General features: G+C 68.2%; 20 protein-coding genes and 1 pseudogene. 5 read left to right on the forward strand and 16 right to left on the reverse strand.

Annotated features, from left to right (window positions below; translation table 11 throughout):
• Positions 1–14: 14 nt before the first annotated feature.
• The 7 genes from OG738_RS02630 to OG738_RS02660 form a co-directional block, all read right to left on the reverse strand.
• Positions 15–197: a helix-turn-helix transcriptional regulator gene (locus tag OG738_RS02630; RefSeq protein WP_329050900.1), complete on the reverse strand. Its 183-nt coding sequence runs from the start codon at positions 195–197 to the stop codon at positions 15–17.
• 44 nt (positions 198–241) lie between these two features.
• Positions 242–1,903: a replication initiator gene (locus OG738_RS02635; protein WP_329050902.1), complete on the reverse strand. Its 1,662-nt coding sequence runs from the start codon at positions 1,901–1,903 to the stop codon at positions 242–244.
• A complete protein-coding gene (locus OG738_RS02640) occupies positions 1,900–3,483 on the reverse strand; it encodes an FtsK/SpoIIIE domain-containing protein (RefSeq protein ID WP_329050904.1) in 1,584 nt (527 codons plus the stop codon). The genes OG738_RS02635 and OG738_RS02640 overlap by 4 nt, the downstream gene beginning before the upstream one ends.
• Before the next feature lie 350 nt (positions 3,484–3,833).
• Positions 3,834–4,127 (reverse strand): AMED_5909 family protein, encoded by a 294-nt coding sequence (locus OG738_RS02645; protein WP_329050906.1) that lies wholly within the window; start codon positions 4,125–4,127, stop codon positions 3,834–3,836.
• On the reverse strand, positions 4,124–4,417 hold the full coding sequence (locus tag OG738_RS02650; protein WP_329050907.1) for a helix-turn-helix domain-containing protein: 294 nt from the start codon (positions 4,415–4,417) through the stop codon (positions 4,124–4,126). The genes OG738_RS02645 and OG738_RS02650 overlap by 4 nt, the downstream gene beginning before the upstream one ends.
• Positions 4,418–4,425: 8 nt before the next feature.
• Entirely contained in the window at positions 4,426–4,809 is a 384-nt protein-coding gene (locus OG738_RS02655) for an MbeD/MobD family mobilization/exclusion protein (protein ID WP_329050908.1), read from the reverse strand.
• A gap of 2 nt (positions 4,810–4,811) precedes the next feature.
• Positions 4,812–5,285, reverse strand: a complete 474-nt coding sequence (locus tag OG738_RS02660; protein ID WP_329050909.1) for a hypothetical protein — start codon at positions 5,283–5,285, stop codon at positions 4,812–4,814.
• A gap of 449 nt (positions 5,286–5,734) precedes the next feature.
• On the opposite strand from OG738_RS02660, the gene OG738_RS02665 reads away from it, so the two are divergent.
• Complete coding sequence (locus OG738_RS02665) at positions 5,735–7,102, forward strand: helix-turn-helix domain-containing protein (RefSeq protein WP_329050910.1); 1,368 nt, start codon at positions 5,735–5,737, stop codon at positions 7,100–7,102.
• A gap of 3 nt (positions 7,103–7,105) precedes the next feature.
• Here the strand turns inward: OG738_RS02665 and cutA are convergent, their stop codons facing one another.
• Complete coding sequence (gene cutA / locus OG738_RS02670; protein ID WP_329050912.1) at positions 7,106–7,402, reverse strand: divalent-cation tolerance protein CutA; 297 nt, start codon at positions 7,400–7,402, stop codon at positions 7,106–7,108.
• 1,094 nt (positions 7,403–8,496) lie between these two features.
• Here cutA and OG738_RS02675 point away from each other — a divergent pair.
• Positions 8,497–8,649, forward strand: a complete 153-nt coding sequence (locus tag OG738_RS02675) for a hypothetical protein (protein ID WP_285999220.1) — start codon at positions 8,497–8,499, stop codon at positions 8,647–8,649.
• 1 nt (position 8,650) lies between these two features.
• Here the strand turns inward: OG738_RS02675 and OG738_RS02680 are convergent, their stop codons facing one another.
• From OG738_RS02680 to OG738_RS02710, 7 genes and pseudogenes are all read right to left on the reverse strand, one after another.
• Positions 8,651–9,496, reverse strand: coding sequence for a LysR family transcriptional regulator (locus OG738_RS02680; RefSeq protein ID WP_329056526.1), 846 nt, complete (start codon positions 9,494–9,496; stop codon positions 8,651–8,653).
• A gap of 1 nt (position 9,497) precedes the next feature.
• Complete coding sequence (locus tag OG738_RS02685; RefSeq protein WP_329050916.1) at positions 9,498–9,878, reverse strand: DUF427 domain-containing protein; 381 nt, start codon at positions 9,876–9,878, stop codon at positions 9,498–9,500.
• Between the two features lie 63 nt (positions 9,879–9,941).
• Positions 9,942–10,357, reverse strand: a pseudogene (locus OG738_RS44580) (HAD family acid phosphatase).
• A 64-nt stretch (positions 10,358–10,421) separates the two neighbouring features.
• Positions 10,422–11,582, reverse strand: a complete 1,161-nt coding sequence (locus OG738_RS02695; RefSeq protein ID WP_329050920.1) for a class I SAM-dependent methyltransferase — start codon at positions 11,580–11,582, stop codon at positions 10,422–10,424.
• Between the two features lies 1 nt (position 11,583).
• Positions 11,584–12,549 carry a class I SAM-dependent methyltransferase gene (locus OG738_RS02700; protein ID WP_329050922.1) on the reverse strand — a complete coding sequence of 322 codons (966 nt, stop codon included), beginning with the start codon at positions 12,547–12,549 and terminating at the stop codon, positions 11,584–11,586.
• A 4-nt stretch (positions 12,550–12,553) separates the two neighbouring features.
• Positions 12,554–13,333 carry an enoyl-CoA hydratase/isomerase family protein gene (locus OG738_RS02705; protein WP_329050924.1) on the reverse strand — a complete coding sequence of 260 codons (780 nt, stop codon included), beginning with the start codon at positions 13,331–13,333 and terminating at the stop codon, positions 12,554–12,556.
• Between the two features lie 55 nt (positions 13,334–13,388).
• Positions 13,389–14,210, reverse strand: coding sequence for an ABC transporter ATP-binding protein (locus OG738_RS02710; RefSeq protein ID WP_329050925.1), 822 nt, complete (start codon positions 14,208–14,210; stop codon positions 13,389–13,391).
• A 76-nt stretch (positions 14,211–14,286) separates the two neighbouring features.
• On the opposite strand from OG738_RS02710, the gene OG738_RS02715 reads away from it, so the two are divergent.
• The 3 genes from OG738_RS02715 (at position 14,287) to OG738_RS02725 (ending at position 15,458) form a co-directional block, all read left to right on the forward strand.
• On the forward strand, positions 14,287–14,457 hold the full coding sequence (locus tag OG738_RS02715; protein WP_329050927.1) for a hypothetical protein: 171 nt from the start codon (positions 14,287–14,289) through the stop codon (positions 14,455–14,457).
• Between the two features lie 63 nt (positions 14,458–14,520).
• Positions 14,521–15,066 (forward strand): cysteine dioxygenase, encoded by a 546-nt coding sequence (locus OG738_RS02720; protein WP_329050929.1) that lies wholly within the window; start codon positions 14,521–14,523, stop codon positions 15,064–15,066.
• Positions 15,063–15,458 carry a rhodanese-like domain-containing protein gene (locus tag OG738_RS02725; protein WP_329050931.1) on the forward strand — a complete coding sequence of 132 codons (396 nt, stop codon included), beginning with the start codon at positions 15,063–15,065 and terminating at the stop codon, positions 15,456–15,458. Before OG738_RS02720 ends, OG738_RS02725 begins: the two co-directional genes overlap by 4 nt.
• Before the next feature lie 166 nt (positions 15,459–15,624).
• Here the strand turns inward: OG738_RS02725 and OG738_RS02730 are convergent, their stop codons facing one another.
• Positions 15,625–16,611 (reverse strand): LLM class F420-dependent oxidoreductase, encoded by a 987-nt coding sequence (locus OG738_RS02730; RefSeq protein ID WP_329050932.1) that lies wholly within the window; start codon positions 16,609–16,611, stop codon positions 15,625–15,627.
• Positions 16,612–16,680: the final 69 nt, after the last annotated feature.

Here is a 16,680-nt window from a genome sequence, read left to right on the forward strand (position 1 = left end):
AAACATCGAGCCTGTTACGCGACACCAAGCTCGGCGACCCAAGCCCGCACGGCCACCGGGTCATAGCGGACGTGCTTGCCCAGCTTGAGGAACGGCGGCCCGTAGTTCTTGAGCCGCCAGTCGCGCAGTGTCTTCTCCGGAATTCCGAGGAACGCCCCAAGCTCCTCCGGCCCCCACAGCCCTTCTAGCTCGACCACCCGAATCCGCACCGTCATCCCCGTGTCCTCCCCTCCACGCTGGGTCAAGCAGCCTCCCGAACCGCAGTTGCCGAAGTTTCTTGCCCTGGTGGTCCGGCAGCCGCGAGCATCGCGGCCGAGTACTCCGCTTGCCAGGTGATCCGCTCGGAGATCGCCCGCATGACCAGCTGATCCCTAGGCGGGCAATGGGTGTCTCCGGGCTCGACTTTGCGCCACACGAACCGATCCGGAGCCGGTTCCGGCTTACTGATCCCGACCGCCGCCAACGCAGAGAGCACGAACCCCCGCCGGTCGGCCTTGTGATCGGCCACCGTCTTGCCCGACCACTTGCGCGACACCAACACACGCCGCCCCGGAAGTCCAAGCGTCGAACGCCGGTGAGCGCGTCCCTTGCAGTGCCCTGGAGTGGTCTTCCCGTTGGCTCCCTTCGGATTTACCCCGTACAGCAACCACACCGCACAGCGCGGCGAGCACGGCGTCACCGCCAGGTGGGCGTGAAGTAGGTCGTGGTGATCCCGCTGCCCAGCGGTGTCGGCCTCCACGACCTCGCCCGTCGACTTCGTCAGGTACTTCGTGAGATAGCCGATGTGACGCCCCGCCTCTTCGGTGCCGCCAAGCAGACCCTTGGAATGCACCTGGGCACCGAAGGTCACGACATGCGCGGGCTCCTCCGCAGCCTCCACCGCGTCATCCCAGGCCGTCAGCGGCTCCCGCGTTTCCGGATCCACAAACGACCGAGAATCCGCGTCCCACAACGGTTTCCGGTCCGTATAGACGACCTCGTCATGAGCAGGCCACCACACCTGGTGATAGGTAGCCTCCGTGACCAGACGGATGGTCTCGTGCGAGATCGCGCCCCGCAACGCCGCGTGCAGATGCGGGGCTGCCCGACGCTGTGGCTCCACCGTGGCGAAGTACTGCACGTCCCAGCCGACGACGCGGCGCAGGTTCTGCCACCACCGATCCATCAGCGCGGCGAAGTGCACCGCATCCCGCGCCGCCCGCCGGTAGTCATACGACGCCGGGTCGACCGGGGACCCATCCGGGCGAACCCGTCCGTAGGTGTCGCAGGTCAGCGTGACGAACATCGACGGCCGGAACTTCCCCGCGAACTCCCGCCCCACCGTCGCCTTGCTCACCTTCCGCCGAGGCAGGTTCGGAGCGTCCTGCCGCCGCTTCGTCGAGCGCTTCACCGCCTTCCGCTCCACCTCGTCCAACGACGGAAGCCGACCAGTCACCCCCGACGCCCGCAGTTCGCCGTCCACGGTCGCCACCTCTGCCCGCAGCTCCTCCGCTTCCGCCTCGTCCCCGGCCGCCATGACGTCCCGGTAGTGCGCGGCCAGGTCAGCCCGGTAGGTCAGCAGCTCGGTTTGCGTCTCCGACACCGGCTCACGAGTGATCACCGGCTCTTCTGTCATGTGCCACCCTTCCCGGCATTGGGCCTGCCGCAACGCTTTTGCCTTCCGCGCACACGGCAGGCACTGCGACTCCACAGTGGACCCACACGGCACCGGGACGTAGCGGATCTCCCCGGTGTCGGTGTCGCCGACCTCCATCGTGAACGGCCGGACACAGACGCCGTACTTCTCCGCCGTTGCCTTCACGACCTCCGCCGACAACGCCCCGCGGATTCGTCCGACCGGGTGAGCTGGCCGATTCTCCACCGTCGCATCCGGGCTGGTCACAGCCTCACTGGTGGCGTTCATGCCGACCTCCCTTCGTCCGTGCGTCGATCGGCCAGGCTGACGACCTGGGCTCCGCCGTTGGTGACGTAGTTCTCCAGTTGCTTGATCGTGTGATCCGGCACCCATCCGGCGCGGACACGCAGCGGTTCGCGGATGCCTTCGCCCCAGACGTAGCCGACACCGGCCGCCGATTCCGGGATGCGGTTGGCCCACGCGCCACGCTCATACGCGCCGTCACCGAGGACCATGGGAACCTGCGTCTTCGAGGTGAGCCGCATGGCGATGCGCCGGGGCAGCAGCTCCCGTACCGGCACCGTGTCCTTGGTCGGCTCCTGCACGTAGCCCCGCACGGTGAACCCGAGCGCCCGGCCTTGGGTGGTCAGGATCGCCAGCTTCTCCACGATCAGCTCACGGGTTTTGCGGTCGGTGTACTTCGTCAACGCCCCGATCTCGTCGAACTCCAGCAGCTCCACCGGATACTCCGTCGAAACCGGCACTTCCCGCGTGTTCCCGGCGAACGTCCGCTTGCGCTTCTCCAACTCCTCCAACAGCGCGTCGAGGACGTCGAGGGCTTCCTTTCCGGACTGGCCGTAGCGAGCGAAGATCCCGCGCCCATAGGACAGCTCCATGGCCTTCGGATCGATCCCCGACACCCGGACGACACCGGCGCGGATCGCTGACGCTGCCGCCACCAGCGGGCACCACATGACCGAGTTCTTCCCCGACCCCGTCGCCCCGGCGACCAGCGTGTGTGACCCGGTACCGACCAGCGGGAGCCGCCACGGCTTGCCGTACTCCGTCGACCCGGCGAACACCGCCCGCAGATCGACCCCCGTCCCGTCGACTGACACCAGGTCCGGCACCGGCAGACACGTCACCGGCGAGGCCAGCAGGTCCCTGCGCATGAAGTCGATCGACACCACGTCGGGCTCGACCTCCCGAATCTGGCAGCGAGTGACCTTCCGGGCTACTGCCAGCGCGCGAGCAGCGTCGTCGAACTCTTCCGGGGTCTGGCCGGCCACCAGCCGCACCCGCACCTCATCCCACGAGGCCCCCGACCGCACCGACAGCAGCTTGGGCACCGCCACCGCGCCTGAGCGGTTCTCGCTGCGCGACACCGAGTTACGCCGCCGTCCGATCAGCGACACCGTCACATCGACCGGCACCGACCCGTCCCGGACCACCAGGCCGCAGGCGGTCAGCCAGCCGCCGAGCTTCTGCCCGTAGAGCGCCCAGCGCAGCCACCACGAGCGCACCCACCGCCCGCACCACTGGTCATAGCCCGTCGCGTCCAGCCGCCACCACACGAGCTGGACCAGGCCCAGCACCGCCACCGTCAGGGCGAGGGAGACCCAGCCCAGCCAGTGCCACCACGCCCAGAGCGCCACCACGGTCAAGCAGGTCCGCCAGCGGGTGACCAGTTGCCGAACAATCCAGATCACCGCCCGCAGCAGCCCCCACAGGGCCACGGCCACGAACGCGAGCGCGGCCAGCAGCTCCGCCATCCGAGCCAGCGCGTGACCGACCTTGGCCAGCACCCACAGCAGCACCGCCAGGCCACCACCGACCAGCGCCAGCATCATCACCGCGTGTGCATCCATCAGCGACCACCCCGCACACCGGCGGTCGGCAGCACCAGGACCAGCGGCAGCATCCCCAGGCATGGGGCGCACCGGTCTTCACCCGGCATCAGCCGAGCGAACTTCTTACATTCTGTGCAGCGCATCCGAGTGACCCCGGTTGACTGCCCTTGGTTGTCATCATTTATCGTAGACATTGTTCGCTTACTCCAGTGAACAGGCGCAGAACCAGTCCGGAAGGTTTCCTAGGCCCAAGAGGGCTGGTTCTGCGCGCCAAAAAAACAGGACGATTTATGCACGTGAGGACGCGTTTATCCATCACGCGTCCCCACGTGCGTAACTACTTCCAATATTCAGTTAACGTGCCGCTGTCAGCCTTCCGGTATCTCCGGGTTCGCCCCGCCCGCGTAGTCCTCCTTCCACTCCGGACGCCGGGTCAGCCGCTCCAAGCACCTCAACTGGACACCGTGATTGGCCAGTGCCTCCCACTTGTGGTCCGGGTCCGTCTCGGCCATGGACTTGAACATCCGCGCGTTGTAGCGGTGGAACTCCACCCACGCCGACAACGGCGAATCGCCCCTGGGCATCCGCGCGAAGATGTCCATCTGCGCGTCACGCAGCCTCAAGGGATACTGCGGGGTTTTCGCCGTCGAACCGCGATTCACAGCGCCTCACCTCGCAGCGATAACTCCTCCCGCTCCACCTCAGACACCACCCAGTCGAACAACTGCCCTCGCGGAATCATCAGGACGTCCGCTAGCCGCACGATCGTCGGCACCCGACGTACCGGCCGCGAACCCGCTTCGACGCCACCGATGAACGACGGCGAAAACCCCGATTTGTCGGCGACCTCGAACTGTTTCCAGCCCCGCAGGTCCCGTACCCGCCGCAGGAGGACGCCCACCGGCACGAAGACGCCGGACTCGACGTCGTCGAATCGCACCGGCTCCACCACCCCAGCCATCAAGCACCCCGCCCGTCGCGCCGAGGCCGGATCGGCGCAGGGTGTAACCGCCGCCGCTGTACCGGTACCGGCCTCTGATCCAGCACCGCCGGGTGGCCGGCCAGCACGGCCCAGTCCTGCGCCGCCTCCGTCATGGCCTCTGCCGCAGCCGCCAGCGCCGCCACGGCCCACCACTCCAGGCCCGCCAACGCCGACAACTCGTGCCACAACCGAGCCACCCGCCGAGCCGCGTACGACACCCGCTCCGCCAGGTCCGGCCGAGCCGGGTCCTTCGCCGCCGCCCGATACGCCATGTGGTAGTCGGCATAAGCGTGCTGCCACTCCTGGTTCAGTCGCTCATACGACGCCGGGTCCGGCTCGCTCCCAACAACCACCGTCAGCACCCCTAGGCCGCCTTCGAGCCATCAGCAGCACCCGCCGACGAACCCGAGCCCGAGCGGGACGACTTGCCCGCCGCCGCCGAGTCGGCCGCCTTGAACCCCGTCGCCCGGAACACGTACGACTGGTACTTGTACTCGCCCTGACCAGCCACCTTCGGCTCCGCCGTCAAGCCCTCCAGCTCCACCGGCCGCATCCCCGGCATCACCTCCGACGCCGACGGCACCGGCTGCACATCAGCCAGCAACGTCACCTCGAAGGACGCGCGCTTGGCCCGTGTCTCACCCAAGTCAGTCGCCAGAAACTTCCACTGCCGCTTGCCCGTCGACTCGTCCACACGCTGCCGAACCGGCCGACCGGCCGCCTTGTCCTCCCGTGACTGAAACTCGTTGTCGGGCGACACCTCGCCCACCATCACAAGGCCCTGCGGGAACGCCTCATCGAACGCAACCGCGAACCGGTGACCCTTTTCGATAGCCATTGAATTAGCCCTTACTGTAGTTGACCCTTGTTTGATGAATTTTCACGATCTACGTCGTCGGCCGTGTCCATCAGCATTCGGCCAATCGTTCGCGCCTCATCGGCTGATAACGTCAAATCTCGTATGCCTGGAATGGAAAGGATGACAGCCGCGCCTTCGCGGAACGCCCACATGTACCTCTCCGCTCCCTCGTCGCCATCCTCACTCGGACGAGAGCCGGTGCGTCGCACGCGCTTCGCCATGTAACAGCCCTCTCACTTCGCGGCCTCCCTACGTGCTCGGCTTGTCGAACAACTACTACAATCGGCCAAACAGGCGGGTTCCGAAACAAAGGGCGGGCATACGAATACGGCAGCGCGCACGGAATATTCCTCCGATGCATATCACCAGGTTAGAGGCGTGCCAACGTGCTACACTCGATGCATACGACATCTTCAGGGGGTGACCAGTTGAGCGACGATGTCACAGCAGTTGCACCAGACCTTCCGGCCGACTTCTGGGAACAGGCCGAGATACGGTCGCCGCTGCTGAGTCAGCACTTCGGGCGCTTCCTCCGCGCTTATCGATCCGCTCAGAGCCCGAAGGTCAAGCAGGCCGACCTAGCCGCCTGGCTCGGCATCACCCAGGGCCAGCTCAGCAAGCTCGAACGGTCCCCCGCTGCCATTCATGACCTGGTCAAGCTACAAAAATGGGCCGAAGCCCTACATGTGCCAAGTGATCTCTTGTGGTTCGGGAAGCCGCACGAAGAGGCTGGCCAGCCGGAAGCGACTTCGGCCAAGGCGACCGATCAAGAGCTGACGCACGTGCCCCGCCGCAACCTGCTGAAGGGCGCGGGTGTCTTGGCTGTTTCGGCCGCAAGCTCCGGATTGCTTGCGAATGCGCCATGGCAACGTCTGATGGATTCGGTCGAAAACGACCGTCCTGTTGATATGGCCACCGTTCAGCTCATGCAAGACCGGACGGCGGACTTTCATGACAACGAACACACCGTTCCCGCGCGCCAGCTACTTGAAGGCTTGCTGCGCCACCGCACAGTGATATCCGCATTACTCACCAACGCTCGAACGGAAAACATCCGCAACGAACTTGTTCGCACTTTCGGCGAGACCGAAGCGCTCGTTGGATGGCTGCATTTCGACCTTGGGAATGCGAACGAAGCGGTACAGTCTTGGCGGAAGACACTGAAAATTGCCAAAGACTCAGGTGACGGCCCTTTGGCCGCGTGTGCGCTTTCCTACTGGAGCTACCTAGCATCCTCGCGAAACGACACCGTCCCGGCCGTACGGCTACTACAGCAGGCAGAAAGCTACGTGCCCGGAAACACAGCTCCGGCCACCCGGTCGTGGGTAGCAGCGCGCGAGGCCGAGGAGCTGAGCCGTCTAGGCAATGAGACAGAGGCCATGCGCGCGCTCGAACGGGCTTTCACAGCGTTCGACTTCGCACACCCGCGCACGGAGCGCCATTGGACAACGTTCTTCACGGCGAACAGGCTGGGAAGCCTCACGGTGTCGACCTACATGGGACTTCAGCACAAGGATGCTCCTGCCATCGCAGATTCCTTGCTTGCGTCCTTGCCGCCGACCGTTCGGAAGCAGCGCGCTTTAGCTCTCACCGACTTGACGACGCTTTGCGTCCGGGCGAACGACTACGACCGAGCGCGCGCACTGGTGGACGGCGCAATAGATTCAACGATCCGCACTGAAAGCAGCTTGTCACGACAGCGATTGCTCACGCTCTCTTCCGAGCTTGCGTCAGCGAAGAAGGGCAGCCCCGGAAACACCATTCGGGACAGGATTCGATCAGGCTTGCATCGGTAGCCGTTACGCTGGCCGAGTCTCGGCCGTCAGCCAAGCAAGGTAGTCTTCGCTACCGGTTTCGATCGGCTGCGCGACGATGTCGGGCACGTCGTAATGGTGATTCTCTTTGATGTGAGCGAAAAGCAGGTCAAGCCGGTCACCGTCAGTCTTGACCAGGCACTGCCACTCCTGCTCATCATGAATGCTGCCTTGCCAGCGGTAGAAACTCCGGACCGGCCCGGTCACCTGAGCACATGCACCGAGACGCGCCTCTACGATGCCGCGAGCTAGCCGCGCTGCGTCATCTGCGCTGTCCGTCATCGTGACGACCGTGTAGTAGCTCCGCGACAACGTGTCCTCCTCCGGTCCGCACCTGCCCAGCCAAGTTTACTGCCGAATTTGGCTCTATGGGATCAAGGCGCCGCCTGCGGCGGCGCGTACAGGTCACCTTGCGTACGTCGGACGCCGCCCTTGGCGGACCGGCCTCCCGCTCCGCTCCGGCCGGCCGCCGGGCGCGCCCGCCGACGACTCGGCACCCATACGCGCGCCGCCGCCACACTGAACGCAAGACTCATTCGGCACCACTCGCTGTTCCGCTCGACCAGAAGCGACGCGACGCTGCTCAGCTACCCGCAACGCCGCCTCAGCTCGGCTTAGTCGTGCCTGCGCACGGTCAAGCGCTTCCCCAGCGGCCTTGAGCCGTCGATGCGCCTGTTCGACGTGCAACCAAGACTCAAACTTCAGGTGCTGGCCCAAGGCGTCCAACCGAACTCGCTCGGAAGACGCCCTGCTTGCGCGCTCATCCAGATCGTTGTCACGCCCGTCGGGCAGTTCTTCGTGTTCGTCCATGTCGTCCCGAGGCCCGTGGTGACCGCTCCTCGCGAGCGATCGTTTAACACCGGGCCGCCGCCATCAAGGGCGCCTACGGCGTCGCTGCGCGATGAGCTAAAGCTCCCCCTTGACAACGACGACCCGGCGCTAACTTGCCGCAGGGACGAGGAGGACGGGGGCGGTAAGCCACCACCGCACCAGTACCCGGGCTACGACAGACTCCCGGCTGCTGGCTGAACCGGGCCGCCTGCCGCTCTTCGCCTACCCGCACTGTCGACGCGTAAACGTTCACTCCGAATTTTCGCCTGACACTTTCCGAAAGGAAGCAGCCGTGCCCGTGCCCAGCCGCCGACTCAGCCCGAACCAAACCGCTTTGTTCAGTTGCTACGAACTCACCCTCTGGACCGAGCAGGGCCGGGCCGCCAGGCCGTCACCAGGCCGTCAAACGATCGGACCGGACCGGACCCAACCGGACGCAACAAGCACAAAGCAGCAGGTCAGCGGCACGTCACGCCGCCGACCCGCTGCTAGAACGCGCAAGCTCGCAGAACGAGATCTTCTACCAGAAGGACGCGAAGGCGCTGGTGGCGTTCGCGAAGACCGTCCACCTGGGCATGCTGTCGTTCTGGGAGGCCGGTCGCGACGCCAACGCGTGCACCGGCGCGCTGTACAAGTGCACCAACGTGCCGCAGTCGAAGTACGAGTTCGCGAAGATCTTCGCGGGCTACACCGGCTGAGTCACCACCGGGCGGCGTCCGCGAGCAGTGCGTCCCGCACCGCCGCGGGCCCCGCCCGGCAGGGCTCGGCGCGAGTGACCACGAACAGCGTGTTGATCGGCGGCTCCTCCGGGTCCAGCAACGCGATCACCGAGCCGGAAGCCAGCTCGGCCGCGCACAGGTACCGCGGGAGCACGCTGACGCCGAACCCGGCCAGCACGCACGTCAGGACGCCGCGCAGGTCGGGGACCACCACCGCGGGTCCGGCCGGTGGCCGCACGCCCAGCACCGAACGCCAGTACCGGCGGATGATCGGCAGGTCTTCGGCGTAGGCCACGAGCGGCGCGGTACGGGGGTCACCGGAGAAGCCGCGGGGGCCGACCAGGACGAACTCCTCGTCCGTCAGCGGCGACGCCGTGAGACCGCGGCCGCGCGGCCGGATCGTCGAGAGGACCAGGTCGAACCGGCGCTGAGAGAGGCCTGCCAGAAGGTCGTCGGCCAGGCCGAACGTCACTCGCAACCGCAAGCCCGCCGCGACCAGGCCGGACAAAGCGGGCAGGACCCGGAGTGTGGTCAGCTCGGCAGGGCCGGCCAGGTGGACGGGCGCGGCGAAGGGATCGGACGGGCCGAGGACGACGTCGGAAAGCGCGTCGACGTGCGGAGCGACTCGCGCGGCCAGCTCGTCGGCCGCCGGGGTCGGGGTGACGCCGCGGGCGCGCCGGACGAACAGCTGCCGGCCGAGCTCTTCTTCGAGGGCTCTGACCTGCGCGGTCACCGTCGGCTGGGACAAGCCCAGCGACGGCGCCGCGCCGGTCAGCGATCCTGCCCGGTAGACGGCCAGGAACGTCCTCAGCAGATCGAGGTCCAGGTCAGTCCTCGACCAGTTCGATCGAGTCCACGACGTTCGGGTAGAACGCGACGTGGTCCTTGATCGGCGCGACCGCGTCGTACGGCTTCTCGTACGTCCAGACCGCGTTTTCGCCCTTCACGTCACCGGCGTTCAGGCTGTAATAGGCGCTCTCGCCCTTGTACGGGCAGTACGTCTCGTGGTCGGTCCGCTCCAGGACGCCGAAGTCGACGTCCTCGCGCGGGATGTACTGCACCGCCGGGTACGACGCCTCCTGCAGGGTGAGCGCGTTGCGGCTGTCGGCCACCACGCGCCCGCCCGCCTTGACCACCACGCGCGCCTTGGTCGGCTCGACGGTGATCGGGTGGTCCGGGCCCGGTACCAGCACCTTCTTCTCCGGCATGTCAGCTCCTCGAGAAAGTTCGCTTACCAGGAGCAGCACTGCGGGCCCGGCCGTTATTCCGGCTCAGGGCAGGTAGTACATCGGGTTCGGCAGCTTCGTCGGGTGCAGCGCGTAGCCGCCCTCGAGATCGCTGAACTGGTCGCCGACGTTCAGCACGATCTTCGCGCCGGTCGCCTCGATGTGCGCCCGCGTAGGTGACCTCGGACGTGTCGTCGACGTCGAGCACGATCGCCGGTTCTTCACCCGGCCCAGCTGCTGCTGGAGAAAGCGCTTCGCGTCGGAGACGACCCGGTTGCTGTCCTTCACGAACTGGCTGGTGTCCGAGTAGTGGTGCTTGCCCGCAGCGTCGAGGTAGTCGCCGTAGTACGCCTTGACGTCCAGCTTGACCCGGCCGATGTTGGCCGGTTCCTTCGCGCGGGCAGCCGTCGCGTCGTCCGAGCCGGCGAGCGCGGTGGCCCCCGAGGCGCGGTGGCGCCGATGGCCGCCGCGGCGGCGAGCTTGACGAGACGTTCACCTGGAGTTCCACCCTTCGAAAGTTCCCGTTCACCTTTCGGCGCGGCAGAGGAACGCGACCGGCGAACGCCCGATCCGCGTCAGCACCACCGAAGCTTCCGCGTCACCACGGGGTTTCAGCCGCCGCCGCAGCGCGTCCGGATCGACGTCGAGGCCGCGCACGAGGATCTCCAGCCGCCCGACGTCGTGTCGCTTGAGGACGGCTTTCAGTGACTTTTCGCTGTAGGGACCGTGCTCCAGGACACGGAAGGCCCGCACGCCCGGTGGCGGGGTGTCGCCGGTCAGGTACGCGATGCGTTCGTCCAGCTGCCACAGCCCGTGGCGGGCCGCGTAGTGGCGGACCAGCCCGGCGCGGACCACGGCGCCGTCCGGGTCGACGATCCACTCCCCTGGCTCGCGCGTGGGCAGCTCGTCCGGTTCCGCGTCGGTGACCGTCCACTGTGTCCCCTCGGAACGCAGCACCGTCGCACGCCGGGTGACGCCGGTGCCCAGCCCGCGCCAAAGGCAGGACTCGCGGACCTGGCCGTCGAGCGACACCAGCTCGACCTCGTCGGCCCACGGCGTCAGCGCGAAGTCGAGGCCGGGCGCGCACTTCACGGACAGCGCGCGGCCCGGGTAGGCGTCGACCAGCCCGTCCAGTGGCGGGGCGAAGTCCGCAGGCTTCCACGCTCGCCGTCCGGCAGAGTCACGGCGAGCGGGATCCGCGACGACGACCGCGGCACGGCTCACCGGGCGCAGCGCGTCGGCGCGGACCAGTCCGAACGCGACACCCGCCGCGGTTCCGTTGTGCCGAGCCATCTCCAGCCGCACCGGGTCCAGGTCGGACCCGAGCGCGCGCCGCGCCACCCGCGCGATTTCGACGAGATCGGCGCCGACGGAACACGTGACGTCGTGGACGTCGAGCCCGGCCAGCCGGGCCGCTCGGTGGCGCGCGACGGACGTGGCGCTCGCCTGCTGGAGCGCGTCCGAGGTGAACAGCCAGCCAGTCGCGTCCACTTTGGACACCGCTTTCCGGCGCAGCAGCACGGTTTCCAGGACGGCCGCCGCGTGCTCGTCACCCACCAGACGGCGGACGGCGGCGACGGAGGCGATCCGGTCGGTCAGCGGCAACGAAGAAACCTCGGCGAGCGCCGCCTTCCCCGCGCCGGAGCGCAGGTAGGCGACGTCGCCGAGGCTGAACGAATAGCCCAATTCAGGACGGCCGCTTGGTCCCGGTGATCATCACGTTGTAGAACAGCTCGCGCGGCAGGATCTTCGCGAGGACCTTCTTGTCCACAGCGGACAGCCGCAGCCAGAGGCGGTAGGCGAACATCCGCCAGCGCACGGTCAGCTTCTCGGCGGGCACGGCGGCCTCGAACGTCCGGATCGGCCAGCCCGCGAGCGCGGCGGCGAACTCCTCCGTGACGGCGTGGACGTCCTGGGCGCCGGCCCCGCGGGCCCAGGACTCCAGCTCCGACGGGTCGAAGGTGTGGATGTCGACCACGGCTTCCAGCGCGGCGGCCCGCGAAGACTCGTCCAATTCGGACTGCGGACGGCGCCAGCCGCTCAGCACGGGCAGCTTCGTCACGCGAGTCGTCAGGAACCAGGTGAACTGGCCGAGCTTGCGGGCGTAGAAGTCGCCGATCTTCGTCGGCTCGCCGGCGAAGACGAACCGGCCGCCCGGCTTGAGCACGCGCAGCACCTCGCGGAACGCCGCCTGGACGTCCGGGATGTGGTGCAGCACCGCGTGCCCGACCACGAGGTCGAACGTGTTGTCGTCGTACGGGATGCGCTCGGCGTCGGCGACGCGGCCGTCGACGTCGAGGCCGAGCTTCTCGGCGTTGCGCAGCGCAACCTGCACCATGCCGGGCGAGAGGTCGGTGACCGAGCCCTTCTTGGCGACGCCGCCCTGCATGAGGTTCAGCAGGAAGAACCCGGTGCCGCTGCCGAGTTCCATCGCGTGCTGGTAGGGCTGGCCGTCCTCGCCCGCGACGGCGTTGAACACGTCGGTGGCGTAGGAGATGCAGCGCTCGTCGTACGAGATCGACCACTTCTCGTCGTAGGTGCCGGCTTCCCAGTCGTGGTAGAGCACGTTCGCCAGCTTCGGGTCGGCGTAGGCCGCCTGGACCTCTTCGGCGGTGGCGTGCGGGTTCGGGGCCGGGTCGTTCACGTCGGTCAAGGCGTCATTTCCCTTCGAAAGTGGCCTTGCCGGGCCCGTTTTCGATGAACGACTTCATGCCGTTCCGCTGGTCTTCGGTCGCCCACAGCGCGGCGAACAGGTGCGATTCGAGCTTGAGCCCGCTCGCCAGGTCGGTGTCGAGGCCGCCGTCGATGGCCGCCTTCGCCGCGCGCAGCGCGACCGCCGGGCCGTTCGCGAACTGCGACGCCCATTTGTGCGCGGCCGCGTAGACGTCGTCGGGGGCGACGACCTCGTCGACGATGCCCAGCCGCAGCGCCTCTTCGGCCTTGACGAACCGTCCGGTGTAGACGATGTCCTTGGTCTTGCTCGGGCCGATCAGCCGGGCGAGACGCTGGGTGCCGCCCGCGCCGGGGATGACGCCGAGCTGGATCTCGGGCTGGCCGACCTTGACGTTGTCGCCGGCGACCCGGCGGTCCGCGGTCAGCGCCAGCTCGAGGCCGCCGCCGAGGGCGTAGCCGGTGATGGCCGCGACGACCGGCTTCGGGATGTTCGCGATGGCCGCGAGGGTGCCGGTGAGGGTGGCGCCGAACTTCGCGATCTCGGGGTAGGTGCGGCTGGCCATCTCCTTGATGTCCGCGCCGCCCGCGAAGGTCTTCTCGCCGCCGTAGAGGATGACCGCGCGGACGTCGTCACGCTCGGTGGCCTCCTTCGCCAGCTCGGCGAGTTCGGCGGTGACCTGGGCGTTCAGCGCGTTGACCGGCGGCCGGTCGAGCCGGATCGTGCCGACCCCGTCCTTGACCTCGAGGGTTACGAACTCTCCCACGCCACTCCTCCTCGTTGAACAGGTGCCAGCAGGCTACCGGCCAGTAAGCGCCAGCTTAGCGACGGCGGGCGAAGAAGCGATCCCCGGAGCGCTCCAGCACGAGGTCCTGGTCGAACGTCTTCGACAGGTTTTCGCTGGTGATGACGTCGTCGACGAGCCCGGACACCACCGCGTGGCCGTCGCGGAGAAGCAGCGCGTGGGTGAACCCCGGCGGGATCTCCTCGACGTGGTGGGTCACCAGCACCAGGGCCGGCGCGTCCGGGTCGAGCGCCAGGTCGGACAGGCGCGCCACCAGGTCTTCACGGCCGCCCAGGTCCAGGCCCGCGGCCGGCTCGTCGAGCAGCAGCATCTCGGGGTCGGTCATCAGCGACCGGGCGATCAGCGCGCGCTTGCGCTCGCCTTCGGACAGCGTGCCGAACGTGCGCTCGGCGAGCTGGCCGATGCCCATCGCTTCGAGCAGCTCGGTCGCGCGGGCGGTGTCGAGGGTGTCGTATTCCTCACGCCAGCGGCCGAGCACCGCATAGCCGGCGCTGACCACGACGTCCTTGACCAGCTCGTCGCCCGGCACGCGCTGGGCGATGGCCGCCGAGGTGAAGCCGATGCGCGGGCGCAGGTCGAAGATGTTGACCCGGCCGATCCGCTCGCCGAGCAGGTCGACCTCGCCGGTGGTCGGGTGCAGCTCGGCCGCGGCGAGGCGCAGCAGCGTGGTCTTGCCCGCGCCGTTCGGCCCGAGCACCACCCAACGCTCGTCCAGTTCCACGGACCAGTCGAGGCCGGCGAGGAGGTCGTTGGTCCCCCGGCGGACGCCGACACCGGCCATCCGGACCACGAGGTCGTCAAGTTCGCTGGGCTGGATCGGCTCGCTCACGAGGCCCATTCTGTCTGCCGTCGCGCGCGCGTGCGCACCCGCCCGGGTGAGTGGGCGATCCGGCAGGTCGGAGAGTGTCCACGACGTGGAACGTCGCACCGCGGGAGAGCAGCTCGCGCCGGAGTTGTGGCAGGATCGCCGCATGTCCGCCGACGCGCCCGTGACCCCGGTGACCCGGGGCTCGTTCTGGCGCCGTCGCGCGATCGACCTGCTCCTCGTCGCTTCGGCCGGGTGTACGCGGGCGCGGCGCCGCTGACCTTCTGTGCGGTACCGCGCTGCCTCGCGTCCTGATCACCTTCGCGTCCGAGGAGCACCCGCGTTGACCACTTCCCTGACCCGTCCCGCCGTCGAGATCCACCCGCAGCTGACCGACCCGCTGCTGCCCGAGCTGCTGCACCCGTCGCGGCTGCTCTGGACGCCGCGCGAGCTGGCGGACCTGACGGCCACCATCGTCGGCGAACTGACCACCGGCCTGCGGGGCATCCTGCGGTTCGACGAGGACGGCCGCTGGTGGGCCCGGCTGGCCCTGACCGACGGCGTCGAGCTGTGGCTGCTGTCGTGGCTGCCCGGCCAGCACACCAAGCCGCACGACCACGGCGGCGCGTCCGGCTCGTTCACCGTCCTGCAGGGCGAGCTCGGCGAGGAGTACCGCTACCCCGGCGGCCCGATCCGGCGGCGCACGCACGTCGCGGGCGAAGGACTCGGCTTCGGCGCCGGGCGCGCGCACCAGGTGACCGGCATCGGCGACGTGCCCGCGGCGAGCGTCCACGCGTACTCGCCGCCGCTGGTGCCGACGCGCGAGTACGCGTCGCTCGCCGACGTCCCGGCCGAAATCCCGCCGCTGCCCGCTATCGTCCACGGATGAGCGCCATCGATTCCTTCCTGGAGCAGGCACGGTCCGGATTGGCCCGGGTCGACGCGGCCCGGGCCCGCGAACTGCAGAAGGCGGGCGCGCTGCTGGTCGACATCCGACCGTTCGCGAACCGGCAGGCCGAAGGAGAGATCCCGGGCGCGGTGGTCGTCGAGCGGATCCACCTGGAGTGGCGGCTGGCGCCGGACAGCGAGTGGCGGCTGCCTTCGGTGACGCCGGAGTCGACGGTGATCGTGCTGTGCAACGAGGGGTACTCGTCGAGCCTGGCCGCGGCGGACCTGCAGCGGCTGGGGTTGCGCAACGCGACCGACCTCGAAGGCGGGTTCCGGGCCTGGGCGGCCGCGGGTTTGCCGGTGCAGACCGGGGGGAGTCCGGCGGTTCCGTAGGGACCCGGCGCAGGAAGGCGAGCACCGGCCAACACACCCCCGCCCTCCCTGGGGGGCGGCCCCGCTTCCAGCGTATCGGGGTGCACCGACGGAAAGCCGGGAAAAGCCCTGACCGGAGCCAGGTTGCCCACATCTCGGCGCGCCTGTGGACAACCCGGCTCGGGCGTCAGGCGAGTGCCGGGGCGACCTTTTCGGTGAACAGGTCGATGCCGGACCGGTCGTACGCGGCTTCCGGGAAGTTGAAGATCGCGTGGGACATGCCCAGCTCGCCCAGCGCGGCGAGCTTCTCGGTGACCTGCTCGGGCGTGCCGGTGGCCGGGCTGTTCGCGAAGACGCCGTGCCACCGCTCCGCCGCGTCCGCCGGGACGTACTTGTCGAGGTGGGACTTGAGCCACGCCAGCTTGTCCTCGACGTCCTTCTCGGTCTCGCCGAGGACGACGTTGTGGTTGACCGAGCGGACGATCGCGTCGTAGTCGGTGCCGACGTCCTTGCAGTGCTGCGCGAGGATCTCCGACTTGCGGGTGAACGTCTCGGGGTCGCCGGCGAAGTTCGTGTACTTCGCGTACTTCGCGGCGATCTTGAGCGTCTTCTTCTCGCCGCCACCGGCGATCCACAGCGGGATGCCGCCTTCCTGCGGCGGCAGCGGGCGCAGGATCGCCCCGTCCGTCCGGTAGTGCTTGCCGTCCAGTGTGGACGTTCCGGTCGTCCAGAGGTCGCGCATGATCTGCACGCCCTCGTCCAGCTGGCCGAGCCGTTCGCCGGCGCCGGGGAAGCCGTAGCCGTAGGCCCGCCACTCGTGCTCGTACCAGCCGGCGCCGATACCCATCTCGACGCGGCCGCCGGCGATGGTGTCGGCGGTGGCCGCGACCTTCGCGAGGTAGGCCGGGTTGCGGTATCCCATGCAGGTGCACATCTGCCCGAGCCGCACGGTCTCGGTCGCGGCGGCGAACGCCGAGATCAGCGACCAGGCCTCGTGCGTGGCCTCCTCGGTCGGGACGGGCACGGTGTGGAAGTGGTCGTAGACCCAGATCGATTCGAAGGGCCCGGCCTCCGCGTGTTTCGCGAGGCCGAGCATGGTCTTCCAGTGGTCCGCGGGATCGATGCCGGCGAGGTCGATCCGCCAGCCCTGCGGGACGAACATTCCGAAGCGCATACGCCCAACCTAACGCGGCCGCCGCCCGCGCGCGCCGTGATTTCCGCCCGTCGCGAGGTGGAGTAACTC

It is taken from the genome of Amycolatopsis sp. NBC_01488 (assembly GCF_036227105.1).
Lineage (GTDB): Bacteria > Actinomycetota > Actinomycetes > Mycobacteriales > Pseudonocardiaceae > Amycolatopsis.